This is a genomic window from Leclercia sp. UBA7405 (genome assembly GCF_037152215.1).
Taxonomy (GTDB): Bacteria; Pseudomonadota; Gammaproteobacteria; order Enterobacterales; family Enterobacteriaceae; genus Enterobacter; species Enterobacter pneumoniae.
Window position 1 is genome coordinate 2463361 of sequence record NZ_JBBCMR010000001.1, and the last position, 17938, is coordinate 2481298.

Sequence of the window (17938 nt, forward strand, 5' to 3'; positions counted from 1 at the left end):
ACCTCTGTGATTTGTTATGTGGTTTGCATACAGCGTTAGACCTGGCGCGGATTATAATGAGCAATAGCGCCATTGCCTATGGATGGATGTAACATTTTTTTAAAATAAGACGAGTTTCAACAACAGAAACGTTCAGAGACCCCTTTTCTCCGTTTACCTACTGCAGCGTAAAGTGCACAGTGGCCACCTGCCCGGCTTCATCCATCACCAGAAGTTGATACTCCCCGGCCTGTTCCAGTTTTAAGGTATAGGTCCGCCCTTGCGCATTGAGCGGTTCACCGTTTAAAAACCACCAGCGCTGCCCCGTACTGCCGCTAACCTGTAGCGGCAGCGACACGCGCGGCTCGCCCGGAAGACGCTTAACAACCGCCCCCTCCTGAATACCGGAAAGAATTAACGGCACCGGATCGTCCTGACTCAACGGCGGGCACTGCGTCGATGACGGCGGAATACGCTCCGCCCGCCGCTCTGTTCCCGGCAGCCACGGCTCCAGCGCCAGCGGCCAGACGTCGACTGTTTTCTGCCTCGCCTGCGGGCAATCTGCCGCGACCCGTTTACCGGCGCTATCCAGCCACAGCGGGAAGCGGATCCCTCGCATCCCCTCCTGCTCGGGCAGTAAAAGCGTAGGCGGCTGGCTGCCATCGAGCAGCCAGGTTGCCAGACGTCGACGGCAGTTATCATCCCCATCGGGCAATGCCTGGCCTCCAGGCCAGCAGATGACCCCGCGCCCCACAGACGCAGGACGCGGGTCGCGTGGTAGTCGCGCTTCATCCACCACCGAGTGCGACAGCAGCAAATTGTTCACCTGGTTAAGCAGCGGTACCGCGCTGGCATAGCCAAACTGCCCCGCCACCGGCGTACCGTCCGGCCGACCGGTCCAGATGCCGATGACATAGCGGGCATTAACACCGATAGCCCAGGCATCGCGATAGCCATAGCTGGTGCCGGTCTTAACCGCCAGCGGCACCACCTGAGGCAACGCGCTATCTGGCAAAGGCTGGGCCTGGTTAGCCAGTATTCGACGAATGATCCACGCCGCCCCCGGCGTCATTAACGGGCGTTCAACCAGCGGATCGCCGGGTAACAGACGCAGTCGCGCGGCATTTCCATGCCGGGCAAAAGTACTGTAGGCGGCGACAATATCCTGCAGGCGTGCCCCCGCCCCGCCCAGAATCAGCGCCAGATTGGGCTGGGCTCCGGCGGGCAAGATGAGCGGTAAGCCGACGTTACGCAGCTTCCCGGCAAATTTTTTCGGTCCGTAGGCTTCCAGCACCTGTACCGCAGGGAGATTCAGCGAGCGTAGCAGCGCCTCGCTCATACTGATTGGGCCATGGAATCCGCTGTCAAAATTGCCAGGCCGATAATCGCCGGTGCGGCGAGGAACGTCCTGTAGCAGCGAGGCCGGATGGAGCAGTCCGTCTTCCATCGCCAGGCCATAAACGAAGGGCTTCAGGACCGATCCCGGGGATCGGATTGCGCTCACCATATCCACATGGCTAAAGCGACTGTCATCGTTAATGTCTACCGATCCCACCCAGCCGCGCACTTTCATCGTGGCGTGATCGACAACGATCATTGCCAGCGAGCTACGCGGCGGCAGGCGCCCTTTCCAGTTCATTGCCAGCTCTTCAAGCTGGCGCTGCAAGGCGGCATCCAGCGTGGTGACAATTTTATCGTCGCGGCTTTTGCCCAGCATCATTCGCGAGAACAGCGGCGCCAGCTGCGGCATCTGACGCGGCGCCAGCCACACCGTCTCTTCACGGGATTCCCGCACCTGCTTCGCGCTCCACACCCCCTGGGTTTCCATCCGCGCCAGCACTTTGTTGCGCGCCGCTTCGGCGCGCCCGGGCCAGCGGTCAGGACGCAGACGGCTCGGCGCCTGCGGCAATACTGCCAGCAACGCCGCCTCGGAGTAGCTGAGCTGTGCCGGTGATTTGCCCAGGTAGGCCCAGCTTGCAGCCCCTACCCCCTGCAATGTGCCGCCAAAGGGGGCGCGATTGAGGTAGAGCGTCAGGATATCGCGCTTTGACAGGTGCCACTCCAGCTGCAGGGCGCGCCAGAGTTGACGAATTTTGCCGCCAAAGGTGCGGGGATGTGGATCGAGAAGGCGCGCGACCTGCATGGTCAGGGTGCTCCCTCCGGAAACCACTCTGCCAGAGGTGAGATCTTGCCAGGCGGCACGCAGAACGGAAAAGGGGTTTACGCCCGGATGATCCCAGAACCAGCGATCTTCGTACTGGATCAGCGCTTCAAGATAGCGGGGAGAGACCTCTTCTATTGTGACCGGATAGCGCCAGATCCCTTCACTGTCGGCAAAGCGCCAGAGCGGCGTGCCCTGTTCGTCCACAACAACCCGCGCGGGATTAACCTCTTTTAACGGTAGCGGCCACAGGCGATCGGCGGCAACAACCAGCCCCCATATCAGCAGAATCGCCCCCGCCAGCCACAGCCAGCGGGAGCGCAAAGGTGAAAGAACCGGCACGTTATGGGGCTACAGTCAGCGGGCCACTTGCCGCACCCGTTGCCCGCCACTGGGGAACGTACATCGATTCAACCATGGGGACCGGCACCTGATAGGTCCCCGGCGTCACGGCACGCGCCAGGTAGACCAGCGTGACGGGCTGACCTTCATTCACCGGTACTGCGGCCACAAAACGGTCATCGCGAAACTCCATGTGCTGGATATCCGCCTGCTGCATCTGGTTTAGCAGATTTTGCACTTCGCTACCGCTCTCCTGCAGGCTGGCGCTGCTGCTGGCCAGATTCTGATTTTCCAGCTCAAGTCCGGCAGGGAGCAGATCAACCACCAGCGCATCCGGTACGTTCTGGCTGGCCTGCACCTCGAGCCAGACCAGTACCAGCTCACCGCTCTTCAGGGTAGAGAGATCTTTGCTGCTGCCATCGGTGGCCAGAATGTGGCGCTCGATTTTCAGCACCTTCGAGGAAGGCTGCGGCGCACGCTGTGGATAGCCGCTACTGTCGAGACGTACCCACAGCGGACTGGTGCCACTGTTACTCACCTGCAGCCCAGCCAGCCGATCGCCATCGACATTGGTTACCTGCGGTTTGTCACCGTGCGCCGGCTCTTCTGCCAGGCTGGTGGTGGCCTGCCACGCACCAGAGAGCGTTTGTTGCGCACGTCCGGCGAGGAACAGGGCATTACTCTCCTGGGTTGATAGCCAGCGCTGGCTGAATGCCTGCTGTACCAGGGCATTCAGCAGGGTGTTTTGTGCCTGCGGTAACAGAGAATTTTCCTGCAACAGCGCGAGCATCATGGCGTTATCACGCAGTTGACTGCCGTAATCCGCGATCCAGTTTTGCGAATCTGTACGCGGGGTTTGCAGCGCAGCTTCCAGCGCCTGCTGGCTTCGTGGCGCATCTCCCATCATCTTCAACGCGACGCCTAACTGCATCAGCGGCAGACCCGATTTTGCCTGCGCATGTTTTTCCCATATTTCACGCAGCGCACCCAGTGGGGCTTTTTGCTGACGTGCCAGCACCAGCGCGGCATAAGCCTGCACCGCGAACTTACTGGCCTGGGTATCGTTGCTGTAGCGGATAGAGATCATGCCCGGGTCCTGCAGGTAACGCAGCAGACGGTTGTTAGCACTGTTTAGCGCCTCTGCCGGCACGCTATAGCCCTGCTCGCCCGCACGTACCAGGAAGTCAGTCACGTAGGCCGTCAGCCAGTACTCTTCCGGGCCGTTTTTATCCCAGAGCGCAAAACCGCCGTCATCCCGCTGCATCTGTAACAGACGCGAGATGCCTACATCAATGGCACCACGCCGTTTTTCATCGGTGTCACCTTTGATACCCAGCGCAGCCAGCTGCGCGGCGTTGGTGTAGAGCGACGGGAAGAGTCCACTGGTAGTCTGCTCCAGGCAGCCATAAGGATAGGCCTGCAGTTCACGGATATAACGCGCGAGGTTGAGCGGCGGTTTACCGCTCAGCATCAGTTGCCCCTGCAACGTTGCAGGCGAGAAACCGGCAAGGTGTTGCCCTGGCGCAATCCAGCTCTCCCCCGGGTTGAGCATCGTACCCGAGTTAACCGTCTGTGCCGGGAAGGCCGGACGCACGCCGATTTTCCAGTTTTTACTCAACGGCGCGAAGGTTTCGCCGGGAAGCGACAGGCCATTGACCTGGGCCACTACCTCTCCGTCGCCATATCCCTCCAGCGCACGCACCGGGATGAATAGGGTGCTACGTGCACCGGGCGCCAGTTTTACGGGCTGCGGTTGCCCCCCTTCCAGCGCCAGTTTGCCGTGAACCGTTAACGCCACGTTCAGCGTCTGCGGCCGATCGGTCAGGTTAGTGAGATCCAGCGTCAGCCGCGAAATATCGCCGCTGGCGAGGAAGCGTGGAGTGTTGAGCTCAGCGATGACCGGTGCCGCGACCACGACCTTACTTTCGCCGCTGCCAAAGTCGTCGTCGGTCCAGGCTTGTGCCATCAGACGAAGCTCACCGTTAAAATCGCCGATCGGCATCGTAATGGTGCCTTCGCCGTTAGCATCCAGCTCAACCGGCTGCGCCTGCTGGGCGATGATGGTCACGTGATTAACAGGCGGTTTGCCGCCACGTTTGAGCTCATCGCCGTCGCCGCCGAAGCGCAGGGAGGCCAGACGCCCCTGCCCCTCTATGACCTGGCCGTAGATATCGTAAATATCGGCGCCGTAACGCTTCTGCCCAAAGAAGGCCTGCCAGGGATTCGGCGTGACATAGTCGGTAATGTTTAGCACGCCGCTGTCCACCGCCGAGAGCAGGACATTCACTTTCTGCGGCACCGCCCCCTCTTTAACGCTGGCTTTCACCTTCACCGTCACCGTCTGGTCAGGACGCATTTTGGGCGGGTTTTCCAGCGAAAGATTCAGACGACGGTTTTCATCCCCCATCGGCAAGTGCAGCAGGCCGACGGCGCGTTTTGGCGTGGCAGATTTAGACTTATCGCCGGGACGTACCACCAGCGTACTGAGGTAGAGGTCGTGGCGTTTCCAGGCTTTATCGACAGGAATAGAGAGCTCCAGCCCGTCGGCCGGAACATCGATCTCTTTCCACCATAGCGGCCCTTCGCTGGATTCGATCATCGCATAGCCTTTCCCGGCAGCCGGGGCGGCAATATGCAGCTTGATGGTATCGCCAGGCTGGTAAGCCGGTTTGTCTATCTTCAACGTAACGCGATCCGGGCGCGCCGCGCCGCTGCCTTCACTGTTATCTTGCCAGCTATAACCGGCCCAGAAACGGACGCTGCTGACGGTGTCGTTCGGCGCTTTTACTTCCAGACGATATGATCCCCACTCCACCGGGAAGCTCACTTTACCGGTCTCATCGGCCTTAAGATCCAGCGCCTGCTCCGCTTCGATCAGATCTTTTTGATCATACTGGGACTGCCAGCCTTCGCTCTCTGACCAGTTCCAGAAGTAGTCACGACGCTCGCGGATAAGGCGAACCTGCAGACCTGAAACTGCTTTTTTGGCGCCGCTGGCATCGGTGTAAACAATATCGAAACCGGCCTGGCTATTTTCGTCCACGATGGGCTGCGTCACGGTGGTGTCGGTGCGGTAGTCATAGACCGCTTTGCTGGCGAACTGCGGGCGAATCCCCGCCAGCGTGTCCGCCGGCCAGATAGCCTGTTCAGCGCGACGTGTCACCGGGCGGCCACCGGACTCCAGCAGGCTGGCCTGCAAAATGAGCTGCAGCGGTGAGTGCGTCTCTTTCCACTGGCTCTCCGCGCTGACCTGCCCGCGCCCCTCGTCATTTAACGTGAGTTGAACTTCATCCAGACTGCGGCTCAGGTTCTCTTCAGCGATATCGCCAAACTGGAATCCCGGCAGTGCCGCGACCGCCTCACGCAGCGGGCGCAGGAACAGCTGCCCCTGTAGACTATTGCCGTTTGCGGGCGCGCCATACAGGTAATACCCGTTCACGTCGAAGCTGACATTGTCCTGCGGTTTAACAGGCGCTTTTTGCCCGCTGATATTCAGCGCCATCCGCTCCGGCATAAAGTCTTCGACGTGGAAATCCCACATCTGCTTTTGATTATCGCCGGTGCTGGCGCGGATATGCCACATCCCGGTCTGGGCGCCGCTATCCAGCGCATAGTTAAAGCGATAGAGGCCATTTTCCGGCTGGCTCACGACGGTTCGCGCCACCTGTCCATCCGGGCGTAATACTTCCAGTTTTACCGGCTGGTCAGGCAAGGGTTTGCCATCACTGTCGCGCAGTAAGCCATTAAGAATTACCGTTTCTCCCGGCCGGTAGAGGTCACGCGGGCCAAACATAAAGAACTGTTTGCTAAAACCTGGCGCACCGGCAATAGCGAATTCGGCGAGGTCGAGTGCGGGCAGATTGAGGTCGAGAAGCGTGGTTTGCCCCTCTTTACGCGCCAGAATAAGCGCCGCTTCTTTATCCGTTTGCAGCACAGCGTGACCATCGCCGTCGCTGGCGGCCTGAGCCAGCGTCTGGCCTTTGTCGTTGAGCAGCACGACATCAACGCCGGCCTGCGCGCCACCGTTTTCAATGCTCTGGGTAAAGATATCCAGCCGGTTGTGGTAGCGGTGAACCGACAGGCCAATATCGCTGAGGGTAAAGAGCGTGGCGGCATTGCTGTAATTGTAATGCCCCGCCTGGTTCATTACCGCCAGGTAAACACCGGCCTGCTGCAGCGGCGCGATATCACGCAGCGGTAACAGCAGTTTTTCACGGGTGTTACGCGCCGGGTTGAGGTCGAAGCGGCCGGTATAGACCAGCTCCGCCATTTTAAGCAAATTGTCGGATTCCCAGTTGGTCAGGGAGTTACGGTATTCCCACTGGCTGACAAATGCCGCCAGCGACTCCGGTTTCACCCGATAGAAATTGACGTCAACGTTGCTGACGTTCAGCGCCATGACCGGCAGCCCCTCTACCACCTTGCCCGGCAGCAGCGAGCCGCGGCTGGCAAAGCCGACGGTAGGCTCGATATCGCGCGTGGTTATCGCTTTTTCGTAGTCGCTATCGAAGGTGGCTTTATTCAGTGCCAGCAGGCCACGCTCAACGGTCACCACCAGATTGCGGTTGGGCTCCAGATGACGTAAACGGACCTCCTTCAGATTTGGCGCCAGTTCCCATGCGCCATCTACCTTGCCGCTTTTCTTGTCCACGACGTGGAGGGTTTTTGCGAAATCCTGGGAAGGATCGAGCGGCACCGAGAAGGTGAGCACCAGCGTCGATGCGCCGTCGAGCTGAATTTCCGACGCATCCAGCAACGTCAGCGGCTTGCCCTGACTCTGTTCCGCCAGTTTTTGCAGCGTGGCATCGTCGGGTTTAGTCGCGGCCTTCGGTTCAGCAGGCGTTGCGGCAGCGGTTGCCGGCGCTTCTGCATGGGGTTTCTCGGTGTTGTCATCACAGCCGGCAAGCGTAAAGGCTGTCAGCAGCGCTATGGACAGCGCGGCGAGGCGAAACGGTTTCATCCTGCATCCCTGGCCTGAGAGGCCTGTTGGTCGTCGTCGGGTTAAGTATTATCCGCAAGTTTCATTAATACAAAAGCCCATTTTGAGGGGGCTGGAAAGCATCTCGCAAAATGGTATAGGGAACAGCATCCACCCTGTTATACCGATCACAACCTGCATGGTTACATGTTACCTTTTAGGTCATTTGTTTTTAAAACAATAAGATAGCTGGTTAAGCTCCGTTAGCGCCTGCTAGTTTTATGCCTAAGACGCACCCCGAGTGCGCGGTTCAATAAGAGAGATAGCCATGAAACGAGCCGTGAACGCCCTACAAAATTTCGGAAAATCATTGTACGGACCGGTACTTATCCTGCCGATCGTTGGTCTGTTTATCGCCTTTGGTAACGTGCTGGGTAATGGCGCGCTTGCCGATTACCTGCCGTTTCTTGGGCATCCGTTGGTGCAGAGCCTTGGGCAGTTAATCGCCAAGTCTGCCGTTTCGGTGTTAGTAAACCTGGCGCTGGTATTCGCTGTGGGGATCCCTATCGGCCTGGCGACACGCGATAAAGGTTACGCGGCCCTGATCGGTCTGGTGACCTTTGTGGTCTTTATCAACGCCATGAACGTGACCCTGCAGTTACAAGGCGCGCTTGCCCCTGCCGATCAGATGAAAGCTGCCGGGCAGGCGATGGTACTCGGGGTACAAGTCCTGGAGATGGGCGTTTTCGCCGGGATCCTGACCGGCGCGCTGTCGGGCTACCTCTACAACAAATATTCCGGGGTACAGTTTAACGGGGCGATGGCCATCTACTCCGGTCACTGCTTCGTCGCTATCGTGATGCTGCCCGTCTCAATGCTGCTGGGCGTGGTGATGAGTGAGCTCTGGCCGTTCGCCCAGCATGGTATTAGCGCAATGGCGCTGGCCATTAAAGGGGCAGGCCCGTTTGGGGTGGCGGTGTATGGCTTCCTTGAACGTATCCTGGTGCCGACCGGTCTTCACCATCTGGTCTATACCCCATTCCTCTATACCGAACTGGGCGGAACCCAGGAGGTATGCGGCACCACTTACCAGGGCGCGCGCAACATTTACTTTGCCGAAATGGCCTGTCCGGACGTGAAGCAACTGAGCAGTACGGTGGTCTGGGATGCGCGCGGTATCAGCAAAATGTTTGGCCTGCCTGCGGCGGCGCTGGCGATGTACATGACCGCGAAGCCTGAGCGTAAAGCTGCGGCAAAAGCGATTCTGATCCCGGCAGCCCTCACCTCCCTGCTGGTGGGCGTGACCGAACCTATCGAGTTCTCCTTCCTGTTTGTCGCCCCGCTGCTGTTCGTGGTGCATGCGGTACTGACCGGGATTGGCATGATGCTCTTCTCCCTGTTTGGCGTTCACGCCATCGGTGCGAACGGCATTATCGATTTCATTCTTTATAACCTGCCGCTCGGCACCGAGAAGTCCAACTGGCCGATGTACATTTTGGTCGGGCTCATCATGTTTGCTCTCTACTTTGTGATTTTCCGCTTCCTGATTGTTCACTTCAACATGAAGACGCCGGGTCGGGAAGATGACGAGCAAGAGACCCGTCTCTATAGCAAGCAGGAGTATCAGGCGAAAGGCAATAACGACGGTCTGGGTGAATCCATTGTGATTGGCCTGGGCGGGCGCGAAAACATTGAAGTGGTGGATAACTGCTACACCCGCCTGCGCGTCACGGTAAAAGATGTGGCGATCATCGACGAGCCGCGACTGAAAGCGACGGGTGCGAAAGGCATTATCAAACAAGGTAACAACGTTCAGGTGGTCTACGGGCTGCATGTCAAAAAAATGCGAGAAGCCGTTGAGACGTTTCTCTGAAAGGAGCTAAAGATGTTTAAACCCCCATTCATTCTCTCTATCGCCGGCGGTGGCAGTACCTATACGCCGGGTATTGTGAAAAGCCTGATGGTGCGCCTGCAGGATTTCCCGCTGGCGGAGATTCGCCTCTACGACATCGATGAAGCACGCCAGAACACCATTGCGCCGGTGGTCGAGAAGGTGATTCGTGACCATAGCCAGAGCATCAAATTTACGGTCACCACCGACCCGGAAGTCGCCTTTAGCGGCGCCCACTTCATCTTCGCCCAGATGCGCGTCGGGCAATATAAGATGCGCGAGCAGGATGAGAAGATCCCGCTGCGCCACGGCGTGGTTGGCCAGGAGACCTGTGGACCAGGCGGGCTGGCCTATGGCTTGCGTACGATCCTGCCGATGGTTGAGCTGATCGATTTGGTAGAGCGCCACGCCCACGAGAAAGCCTGGATCGTCAACTACTCTAACCCGGCGGCGATCGTCGCCGAAGGGGTGCGTCGTCTTCGTCCTAACGCGCGGGTGCTGAATATCTGCGATATGCCAGTAGCGGCTATGCGCAATATGGGGGCGATTCTGGGCGTTGATCGTCATAAGCTGGAGGTGGACTACTTTGGTCTGAACCATTTCGGCTGGTTTACCCGCGTGCTGGTAGACGGCGAAGACAGACTGCCAGAGTTGCGTCGCCATATCGCTAAGTTTGGCCTGCTAACGGAAGATGCCGCCAAAACTGATCCGCAGCACTCAGATCCGTCATGGGTGAAGACCTGGCGCAACATTAAGCCAATTATGGATAACTTCCCCGAGTATTTGCCAAACCCGTATTTGCAGTATTACCTGATGCCGAACCAGATCGTCGAGCATCAAAATCCGGAGTACACGCGCGCTAACGAAGTGATGAACGGTCGTGAGAAAAAACTGTTTGCCGCCGCCGAAGAGTATCAACGTACCGGGGTTTTGCCCGACGCGTTTCACGTGGGGGTGCACGGTGAGTTTATCGTTGATGTGGCCCGCTCGCTGGCGTTTAACCTGCGTCAGCGCCATCTGGTAATGGTGGAAAACCAGGGAGCGATTACCAACTTGCCGTACGATGCCGTGGTGGAAGTGCCCGCTTATATCACCTCTGAAGGGCCAGAGCCGATCCGCGTGGGGCAGGTTCCCCTGTTCCATCAGACGCTGTTGCAGCAGCAGCTCGCTTCGGAGCAGCTACTGGTGGAAGCGACCATCGAAGGCAGCTACGAAAAAGCGCTGCAGGCATTTACCCTGAACCGCACCGTGCCCACCATGGAGCACGCGAAAGCGATTCTGGATGAGATGATTGAAGCGAACCGTGAGTACTGGCCAGCGCTGCAAAAAGCCTGGCGGGATGGCGAAGCAGTGAAATAATACGGGCGTGCTCGCGAGTTGAACGTGGTTTGCTTGTCGGTGTCAGAAAAAACACCGACAATCCTCTTTTACGGAAAAGAACGGAGGCAACCCATGTCCACCTCATATTTTGTCGCCGCCGACTGGCTGATTGAGCACAGCGACGACCCGGAAATCCAGATCCTCGACGCGCGAATGGCCCCTGCAGGGCAGGAGCATCTCCGCGATATGACCGCTGAATACCGCGCCGGGCATCTGCCAGGGGCGGTATTTTTCGATATTGAAGCCTTATCCGATCACACCTCATCACTGCCACATATGCTTATCCGCCCGGAGGCATTTTCCGTCGCAATGCGCGAGCTGGGCATCAGTCGCGACAAGCATCTGGTGATCTACGACGAGGGTAATCTCTTCTCCGCGCCGCGTGCCTGGTGGATGCTGAAAAATTACGGCGTCGAAAAAGTCTCTATTCTCGCGGGCGGGCTTGCGGGCTGGCAGCGGGATGAACTGCCGCTGCAGCAGGGCGACGTGACGCTGCCGGAAGGGGAGTTTGACGCAACCTTTGACCCGCATGTCGTAAAACGTCTGACCGACGTGCTGGTCGTCAGCCATGAAAAAACGGCGCAAATCGTCGATGCGCGCCCTGCCCCACGCTTCAATGCCGAAGCGGACGAGCCGCGGGCTGGCCTGAAGCGTGGCCATATTCCCGGCGCGCTAAACGTGCCCTGGGGCGATTTAGTGTTTGAAGGGGAGCTGAAAACCACCGACGAACTGCAGGCTATCTTTGAGCGTCAGGGTGTGGATCTGAGCAAACCCATTGTTGCCAGCTGCGGCTCTGGCGTCACCGCCTGCGTGGTGATTCTTGCCCTTGCTACCCTCGGTAAAACCGACGTCACGCTCTACGACGGCGCCTGGAGCGAATGGGGTGCACGGGACGATCTGCCGATTGAACCGGCTCACTAATGGATAATCGTCTGGCGACGCTTCTCACGCGCGGGGAGTCACTGACCCGCGCGGAATACCGCGTACTTTCCCATCTGACGGAGCATCCGCTGCTGGTCGGCAACATTACGGTACGCGAGCTCGCGCAGGCGACATTCGTTTCGACCGCCACAATCATGCGGCTTTGCCAGAAGCTGGGGTTCAGCGGGTTTAGCGAATTTATCTGGCACTGTAAGCAACTGCTGTCTGATACCCCGCATATTGCCATTGAGGCCAGTGCCTCCAGCGACGTGCCCGAACTCTTCCATCGGTTTATTGCCAACTATCAGCAGACATTGCAATGGGCGACGGTGGAGAAGCGTCAGCGCTTCCGCGCACTGCTTAGCGAGAAAGAGAGCTTTTTTCTGTACGGTGCCGGGTTTTCTTATCTGTTTGCCGAGTACCTGACCAAAAAACTGCAGGTATTGGGAAAAACGGCGTTTATCTCGGGGCCGGGCGACAGCCGGAATATCTTCCTCAGTAATGCCGCCCGCTATCAGGTCTTTATCGCCGTCTCGCGCAGCGGCGAAACGGAACAGGTGCTGGATAAAGCGCGGATTGCGCAGAACGTAGGGATGGTCGTGGTGGCCTTTACGCGCGCCTCGGCAAATACGCTGGCGGGCATGGCCGATCTGCATTTTGCCCTGTATGACGAAGCGGTGCACTTTGCCGCCGAGGCCGCCGGTGTCACCTCGTTTGAGTCGAATCTGGTGTTGCTGATGGATTTACTGCTGCTGGAAGCAACGGGGTGAAAAACCACCCCGTCTTCATCAAATGATACGGGTCGTTTTGAGATCGCGAAGGAACCCGCCCCAGCGACGCTCATAAAAGGGTGTGATGTGCTCAGTAATAAAGTGGCTAATGCCCTTCTCGCCTTTCAACACCTGACAGATATCAATAGGTTCATCGCCTGGCAGCGTGTCGGTCGCTACACTGCCCGCCGCCTGGATAATCTCATCGATATCGCCGTCTGCCTCAATGCCAATCAACAGCACTGGCTGCTCGTCGGCTCGCTCTTTGATGGAGCAGAGAAACGCGCGTCTGACGGGCTTCATGGTTTTAAACAGCGTGGTTAAAGAGTCAATCATCTGCGCCGGCGGCTCGGCCACTTCTGAGAGCAGCAGCGTTTCGCCCCCTTCCAGCACCTCCTGCGTGCTGAGCGGGTTGCCTTCTTCACCCATCAGATGACTAATTTCGCGTGGGGTAAACTCTTTCCCGGTCGGCAATTTGGCGTTAAGGAACAACGTCTGGCCCAGGGTCATCTCAAAAAGGGTACGTACGGGCATAACCACAAACGCCTGTTCGTCTTCCACCGCTGTCTGTAGGGCTTCAAGAGAAGTAAAGAACGGGATCACCGACGTGCCGTCGTCTTTCTCCCAGTGCAGCAGATCCAGCGCGCTGTCTTCAACAACTTGCTCACCTTCCGCAGCGGTACCGGGCACCCAGACGGTAGACTCCAGCAGCGTGCGGAAAAATGCCGGACGGTGGGCGGGCTCGGTCGCCGCCTGCTCCAGCAGAGTTTCTAATTCGTTTTTGGTTTCGGACATAATTATTCCAGATGGTGCATTCGCCCCCTCACCCCGGCCCTCTCCCTCAAGGGAGAGGGAGCAAACCATCCCCTCTCCCCCATGGGAGAGGGTTAGGGTGAAGCGGTAACAGTTACTCTGCCGTCAGCAGGTTTGCAATGGTACGCACGCCCAGCCCGGTTGCCCCTGCGGACCACTGTTCAACCGCCGCTTTGCGGTAGGTCGCAGAGCAGTCGATGTGCAGCCAGCCTTCGCGGTAGTTTTCAACAAAGTGGGACAGGAAACCTGCCGCCGTGCTTGCTCCCGCCGGGTAGGCGGCGCTGGCAGTGTTGTTCAGCTCGGCAAAGTTTGAAGGCAACTGGCTGCGGTGGAACTCGGCCAGCGGCAGGCGCCAGAAGGGTTCGTTTTCTTCGGCAGCACTCGCCAGTACGCGAGCCGCCAGCTTATCGTCGAAGCTGAACAGCGCGTGGTAGTCGTTACCCAACGCGGTTTTCGCGGCACCGGTCAGGGTCGCCATATCGATAATCAGCTCAGGTTTCTGGGCAGAGGCATCGATCAGGCCATCGGCCAGTACCAGACGGCCTTCGGCGTCGGTGTTCATCACCTCCACATTTTTACCGTTGCGGTAGCGAATAATGTCGCCCAGCTTAAAGGCATTGCCGCTAACCATGTTATCCGCGCAGCACAGGTACAGCTTCACACGCTTATTCAGACCACGGGTAATGGCGAAAGCCAGCGCACCGGTAATGGTGGCCGCGCCGCCCATATCGGACTTCATGGAGTCCATAAAGGCGCTCTGCTTCAGGCTGTAACCACCGGTATCGAAGGTGATGCCTTTACCGACCAGGCAGGCAAATACGGGCGCTTCTTTATCACCGGTTGGGTTGTAGTCCAGCGCCAGCAGCACCGGCGGACGCTCAGAGCCGCGGCCCACGGTGTGGATGCCCATATAGTTCTGCTCGCGCAGATCTTCACCCTTGGTGATGCGGTAAGACATGTTGTCCCCCGCCACGCCGCAGAGCAGGTCAACGGCACGCTGCGCCAGCTGCTCAGGACCGAGCTCTTCCGCCGGCGCGTTGATGGTGTCACGTACCCAGTCAATAATGGTCAGACGGCTTTCCAGCTCTTTCTGACCGGCTTCGTCGAGGTTCGCCCACTCGATTTTACGGGTGCCTTTCGGCCCTTTATATCCGGCCCAGAATGCCCAGCTACGATCGATATCCCAGCCTTCACCCGCTAAGGAGACGTGTTTAATGCCAAGACCGTCGATTTTACGTGCTGCGCGTTGAATCAGACCGGCGTCATCCTGGCCCGTCAGGTGCAGGGTAATACCGTCGTTATTGATACTGTAAGTGGCTTTTTCGCCCCAGCGCGCGTCGGCTGGCTGATGCGAAATCGTAATCTTCATCGCTTCGGTCATTTTATTTATCCTTATTAGCAAACGGGCCGCCTGAAGGCAGCCCGTAATGTGATTTAGCTAGCCTCATCTAACCAGACTAACAGAATCGCCTCCAGAATTTTTTCATTGGATGCGTTAGGATCATCGTCAAAATCCTCCAAATCGCAGATCCACTGGTGCATATCGGTGAATCGTACGGTCCTGGGATCAAGATCCGGGTTCGCGTCATAAAGCGCTTCGCCGATTTCACGGCTGTCTGTCCACTTCAGTCCCATATCAATGCTCGCGTGCGTGGTTAATGGTGTAACGCGGGAATTCGACCACCAGATCTTCATCGGTGACGCGTGCCTGGCAGCTTAAACGGCTGTCTGGCTCCAGACCCCATGCTTTATCCAGCATGTCATCTTCGTCTTCGGTGCTTTCGGCGAGCGAGTCAAAACCTTCACGTACGACGCAGTGGCAGGTTGTGCAGGCACAGGATTTTTCACAGGCGTGTTCCACTTCAATACCGTTACGCAGGGCAACGTCAAGGATGGTTTCGCCGGTCTCAGCTTCCAGAACTGCGCCATCCGGACAGAGGTCCGCATGAGGCAGAAAAACAATCTTTGGCATATTAAACCTCGTCCACGGAGTGGCCTTTCAGCGCGACACGGACCGACTGATCCATACGGCGAGCGGCAAACTCCTGGGTTTGTTTATCAACGTTTTTAATCGCTTGTTCTATGGCGTCAGCGTCATTGCCTTCTGCTACCGCATGCAGTTGTGCGATGGCATCGTCAATGGCCTGACGTTCTGCGGCGCTTAGCAGCGCGGCATCGGCAGTGAGCGCACCGGTCAGGCTTTCCAGCACACGTGCGGCTTCAACTTTCTGTTCAGCCAGCATTCGCGCCTTCACGTCCTGTTCGGCAAAGCTCATTGAGTCCTGAATCATGGAGGCGATTTCGCCCTCGGTCAGCCCGTAAGACGGCTTAACCTGGATGGAGGATTCGACACCGGTGGATTTTTCCATCGCCGTCACGCTCAGCAGGCCATCGGCATCCACCTGGAAGGTGACACGAATATGTGCCCCGCCCGCAGGCAGCGCCGGGATCCCGCGCAGCGCAAAGCGCGCCAGCGAGCGGCAATCCTGTACCAGCTCACGTTCACCCTGCATCACGTGAATAGACATGGCGGTCTGGCCATCTTTAAAGGTGGTGAACTCCTGCGCACGTGCCACCGGAATGGTGGTATTACGCGGGATCACTTTCTCCACCAGGCCACCCATGGTTTCGAGCCCCAGGGAGAGCGGGATCACATCCAGCAACAGCATTTCGCTGTCCGGTTTGTTCCCCACCAGAATATCCGCCTGAATCGCCGCCCCGATAGCGACCACTTTGTCCGGGTCGATAGAGGTCAGTGGCGTACGGCCAAAGAACTCACCCACGCGCTCACGCACCAGCGGTACGCGGGTTGAACCGCCCACCATGACCACTTCCAGTACGTCCTGCGCCTCTACGCCAGCATCTTTCAATGCGCGACGGCAGGCCAGCAGCGTGCGTTTAACCAGGGAGGCGATCAGGTCATTAAACTGGTCACGGGTGATCTCCCCCTTCCAGCCAGCGACCTCAACGGTGACGCTTTGCGCATCGCTGAGGGCAATTTTGGCCGCAATCGCCGCATCCAGCAGTTCACGCTGTACGCGCGCGTCGCTGCGATCGTCAATCCCCGCCTGCAGGCGGATGAAATCTGCCAGCAGGTGGTCGAAGTCATCACCGCCCAGGGCTGAATCACCACCGGTGGCCAGCACTTCGAATACACCGCGGCTCAGGCGCAAAATAGAGATATCAAAGGTTCCACCGCCAAGATCGAAGACGGCAATGACCCCTTCCTGACCGGAGTCGAGGCCGTAGGCAATGGCGGCGGCGGTTGGTTCATTGAGCAGACGCAGAACGTGCAGACCCGCCAGACGCGCGGCGTCTTTGGTGCCTTGACGTTGTGCATCGTCAAAATAGGCCGGAACGGTGATCACTACGCCATCCAGTTCGCCCTGCAGCGAGTCAGTGGCGCGCGCGGCCAGCGCTTTAAGGATGTCTGCAGAGACACGAATCGGGTTGAGCAAACCGGCAGCGGTGGCAATCATCGGCAGACCGTTCTCACTCGCCTGCAGCTGATACGGCAGATGCGGGTAACGGGTCTGGATGTCGGCCAGGGAACGGCCCATCATGCGCTTCACAGAGCTAATGGTATTAGCCGGATCTTTAGCGGCATTAGCACGCGCGTGGTAACCGACCGTGTGACCCTGTTGCTGGTAGTGGACCACCGACGGCAACAGGTGCTGGCCCTGTTCATCTGCCAGCGTACTGGCCTCGCCGCTACGCACGGTTGCCACCAGCGAGTTGGTGGTGCCTAAATCAATGCCCACCGCCAGACGACGCTGGTGCGGCGCAGCACTTAAACCGGGCTCACTAATTTGTAATAAGGCCATAATTGCTTCCGAAATTAAAAATCGAGCAGCTTTTCTTCGAGTTGTTCAGCACTGCTTCGCAGTTTATCGAGAAAACGGAGTTTGCGTACCGTGTCGGCCGCTACGTCCCACGTCTCATTGTTCAACTGCTCCACCATCTGCTGATGGCGGGTATCAAACATGCCCTTCACGCGGGTGATAAAACGTTCCAGACGCGCTTCGTCTTTGGCTTGTTCAATCTCATCCAACTCTTCGCGCAGTTCCAGCTGTTCCATCAGGAACGCGGTATCACGTACGGTATGCTGTTCGCTCGCCAGGTCGAAACCGTGGAGCGAGAGCAGATACTCAGCGCGGGTCAGAGGATGACGCAGCGTCTGCCAGGCCTGATTGATGGTGGCAGAGTGTGAAACGGCAGCCAACTGTTCTGACTGCGTCCCACTCGCGAATTTATCCGGATGATACTGGCGCTGCAGATCCTGAAAGCGGGTCGTTAAAGCCGGGATATCGATCGGGTATTGAGCGGGTAGTCCGAAGAGTGTGAAGTAATCCATAACAATCTCAGGGGTAGCCTGTTAGAACAAACCCCACGCGCAGGTAACTGCGGTGGGGTTATTCGGGTGACGCACAATCAAACGTGGAAGCTTTCGCCGCAGCCGCACTCATCTTTTACGTTCGGGTTGGTGAATTTAAACCCTTCGTTCAGACCTTCTTTAACAAAGTCCAGCTGAGTGCCGTTGAGGAACTGTAGGCTTTTGCCATCGACCACCACCTTCACGCCCTTGTCTTCAAACACGGTATCGTCAGACGCCGGTTCATCAACGAACTCCAGGACGTACGCCATGCCAGAGCAGCCGGAAGTCCGCACGCCCAGGCGCAGGCCAAAACCTTTACCACGGTTTGCCAGGAAGGCGCTTACGCGCGCGGCAGCGCTGTCGCTAAGGGTAATCGACATAACAACCT

General features: G+C 58.0%; 13 protein-coding genes. 4 read left to right on the forward strand and 9 right to left on the reverse strand.

Going from position 1 to position 17938, the window contains the following annotated elements; all coding sequences use genetic code 11:
- Positions 1-157: 157 nt before the first annotated feature.
- Together pbpC and WFN75_RS12035 are read right to left on the reverse strand one after the other, a co-directional pair.
- Entirely contained in the window at positions 158-2482 is a 2325-nt protein-coding gene (gene pbpC, locus WFN75_RS12030; protein WP_336996199.1) for a peptidoglycan glycosyltransferase PbpC, read from the reverse strand.
- Between the two features lies 1 nt (position 2483).
- On the reverse strand, positions 2484-7442 hold the full coding sequence (locus WFN75_RS12035; protein ID WP_336996200.1) for an alpha-2-macroglobulin family protein: 4959 nt from the start codon (positions 7440-7442) through the stop codon (positions 2484-2486).
- Between the two features lie 286 nt (positions 7443-7728).
- On the opposite strand from WFN75_RS12035, the gene WFN75_RS12040 reads away from it, so the two are divergent.
- From WFN75_RS12040 to WFN75_RS12055, 4 genes are all read left to right on the forward strand, one after another.
- A complete protein-coding gene (locus WFN75_RS12040; RefSeq protein WP_040074512.1) occupies positions 7729-9273 on the forward strand; it encodes a PTS transporter subunit EIIC in 1545 nt (514 codons plus the stop codon).
- A gap of 12 nt (positions 9274-9285) precedes the next feature.
- The gene (locus tag WFN75_RS12045) at positions 9286-10650 is read left to right on the forward strand and encodes a 6-phospho-alpha-glucosidase (RefSeq protein ID WP_336996201.1); all 1365 of its coding nucleotides are present in this window, start codon (positions 9286-9288) and stop codon (positions 10648-10650) included.
- Between the two features lie 93 nt (positions 10651-10743).
- On the forward strand, positions 10744-11592 hold the full coding sequence (sseA, locus tag WFN75_RS12050) for a 3-mercaptopyruvate sulfurtransferase (RefSeq protein WP_286933964.1): 849 nt from the start codon (positions 10744-10746) through the stop codon (positions 11590-11592).
- Positions 11592-12362: a MurR/RpiR family transcriptional regulator gene (locus tag WFN75_RS12055; RefSeq protein ID WP_040074508.1), complete on the forward strand. Its 771-nt coding sequence runs from the start codon at positions 11592-11594 to the stop codon at positions 12360-12362. Before sseA ends, WFN75_RS12055 begins: the two co-directional genes overlap by 1 nt.
- An 18-nt stretch (positions 12363-12380) precedes the next feature.
- Here WFN75_RS12055 and sseB read toward each other — a convergent pair whose 3' ends face one another.
- The 7 genes from sseB to iscA form a co-directional block, all read right to left on the reverse strand.
- Positions 12381-13157, reverse strand: a complete 777-nt coding sequence (sseB, locus tag WFN75_RS12060) for an enhanced serine sensitivity protein SseB (protein ID WP_212478458.1) — start codon at positions 13155-13157, stop codon at positions 12381-12383.
- Positions 13158-13269: 112 nt separating this feature from the next.
- A complete protein-coding gene (gene pepB / locus WFN75_RS12065; protein WP_040074503.1) occupies positions 13270-14556 on the reverse strand; it encodes an aminopeptidase PepB in 1287 nt (428 codons plus the stop codon).
- Positions 14557-14609: 53 nt separating this feature from the next.
- Entirely contained in the window at positions 14610-14810 is a 201-nt protein-coding gene (gene iscX / locus WFN75_RS12070; protein ID WP_040074502.1) for a Fe-S cluster assembly protein IscX, read from the reverse strand.
- Position 14811: 1 nt separating this feature from the next.
- Positions 14812-15147 carry an ISC system 2Fe-2S type ferredoxin gene (fdx, locus tag WFN75_RS12075; RefSeq protein WP_040074501.1) on the reverse strand — a complete coding sequence of 112 codons (336 nt, stop codon included), beginning with the start codon at positions 15145-15147 and terminating at the stop codon, positions 14812-14814.
- 1 nt (position 15148) lies between these two features.
- Positions 15149-16999 (reverse strand): Fe-S protein assembly chaperone HscA, encoded by a 1851-nt coding sequence (hscA, locus tag WFN75_RS12080; protein ID WP_046884551.1) that lies wholly within the window; start codon positions 16997-16999, stop codon positions 15149-15151.
- Between the two features lie 14 nt (positions 17000-17013).
- A complete protein-coding gene (gene hscB / locus WFN75_RS12085; RefSeq protein WP_046884550.1) occupies positions 17014-17529 on the reverse strand; it encodes a co-chaperone HscB in 516 nt (171 codons plus the stop codon).
- Between the two features lie 77 nt (positions 17530-17606).
- Entirely contained in the window at positions 17607-17930 is a 324-nt protein-coding gene (gene iscA, locus WFN75_RS12090; protein WP_040074497.1) for an iron-sulfur cluster assembly protein IscA, read from the reverse strand.
- Between the last annotated feature and the right edge of the window lie 8 nt (positions 17931-17938).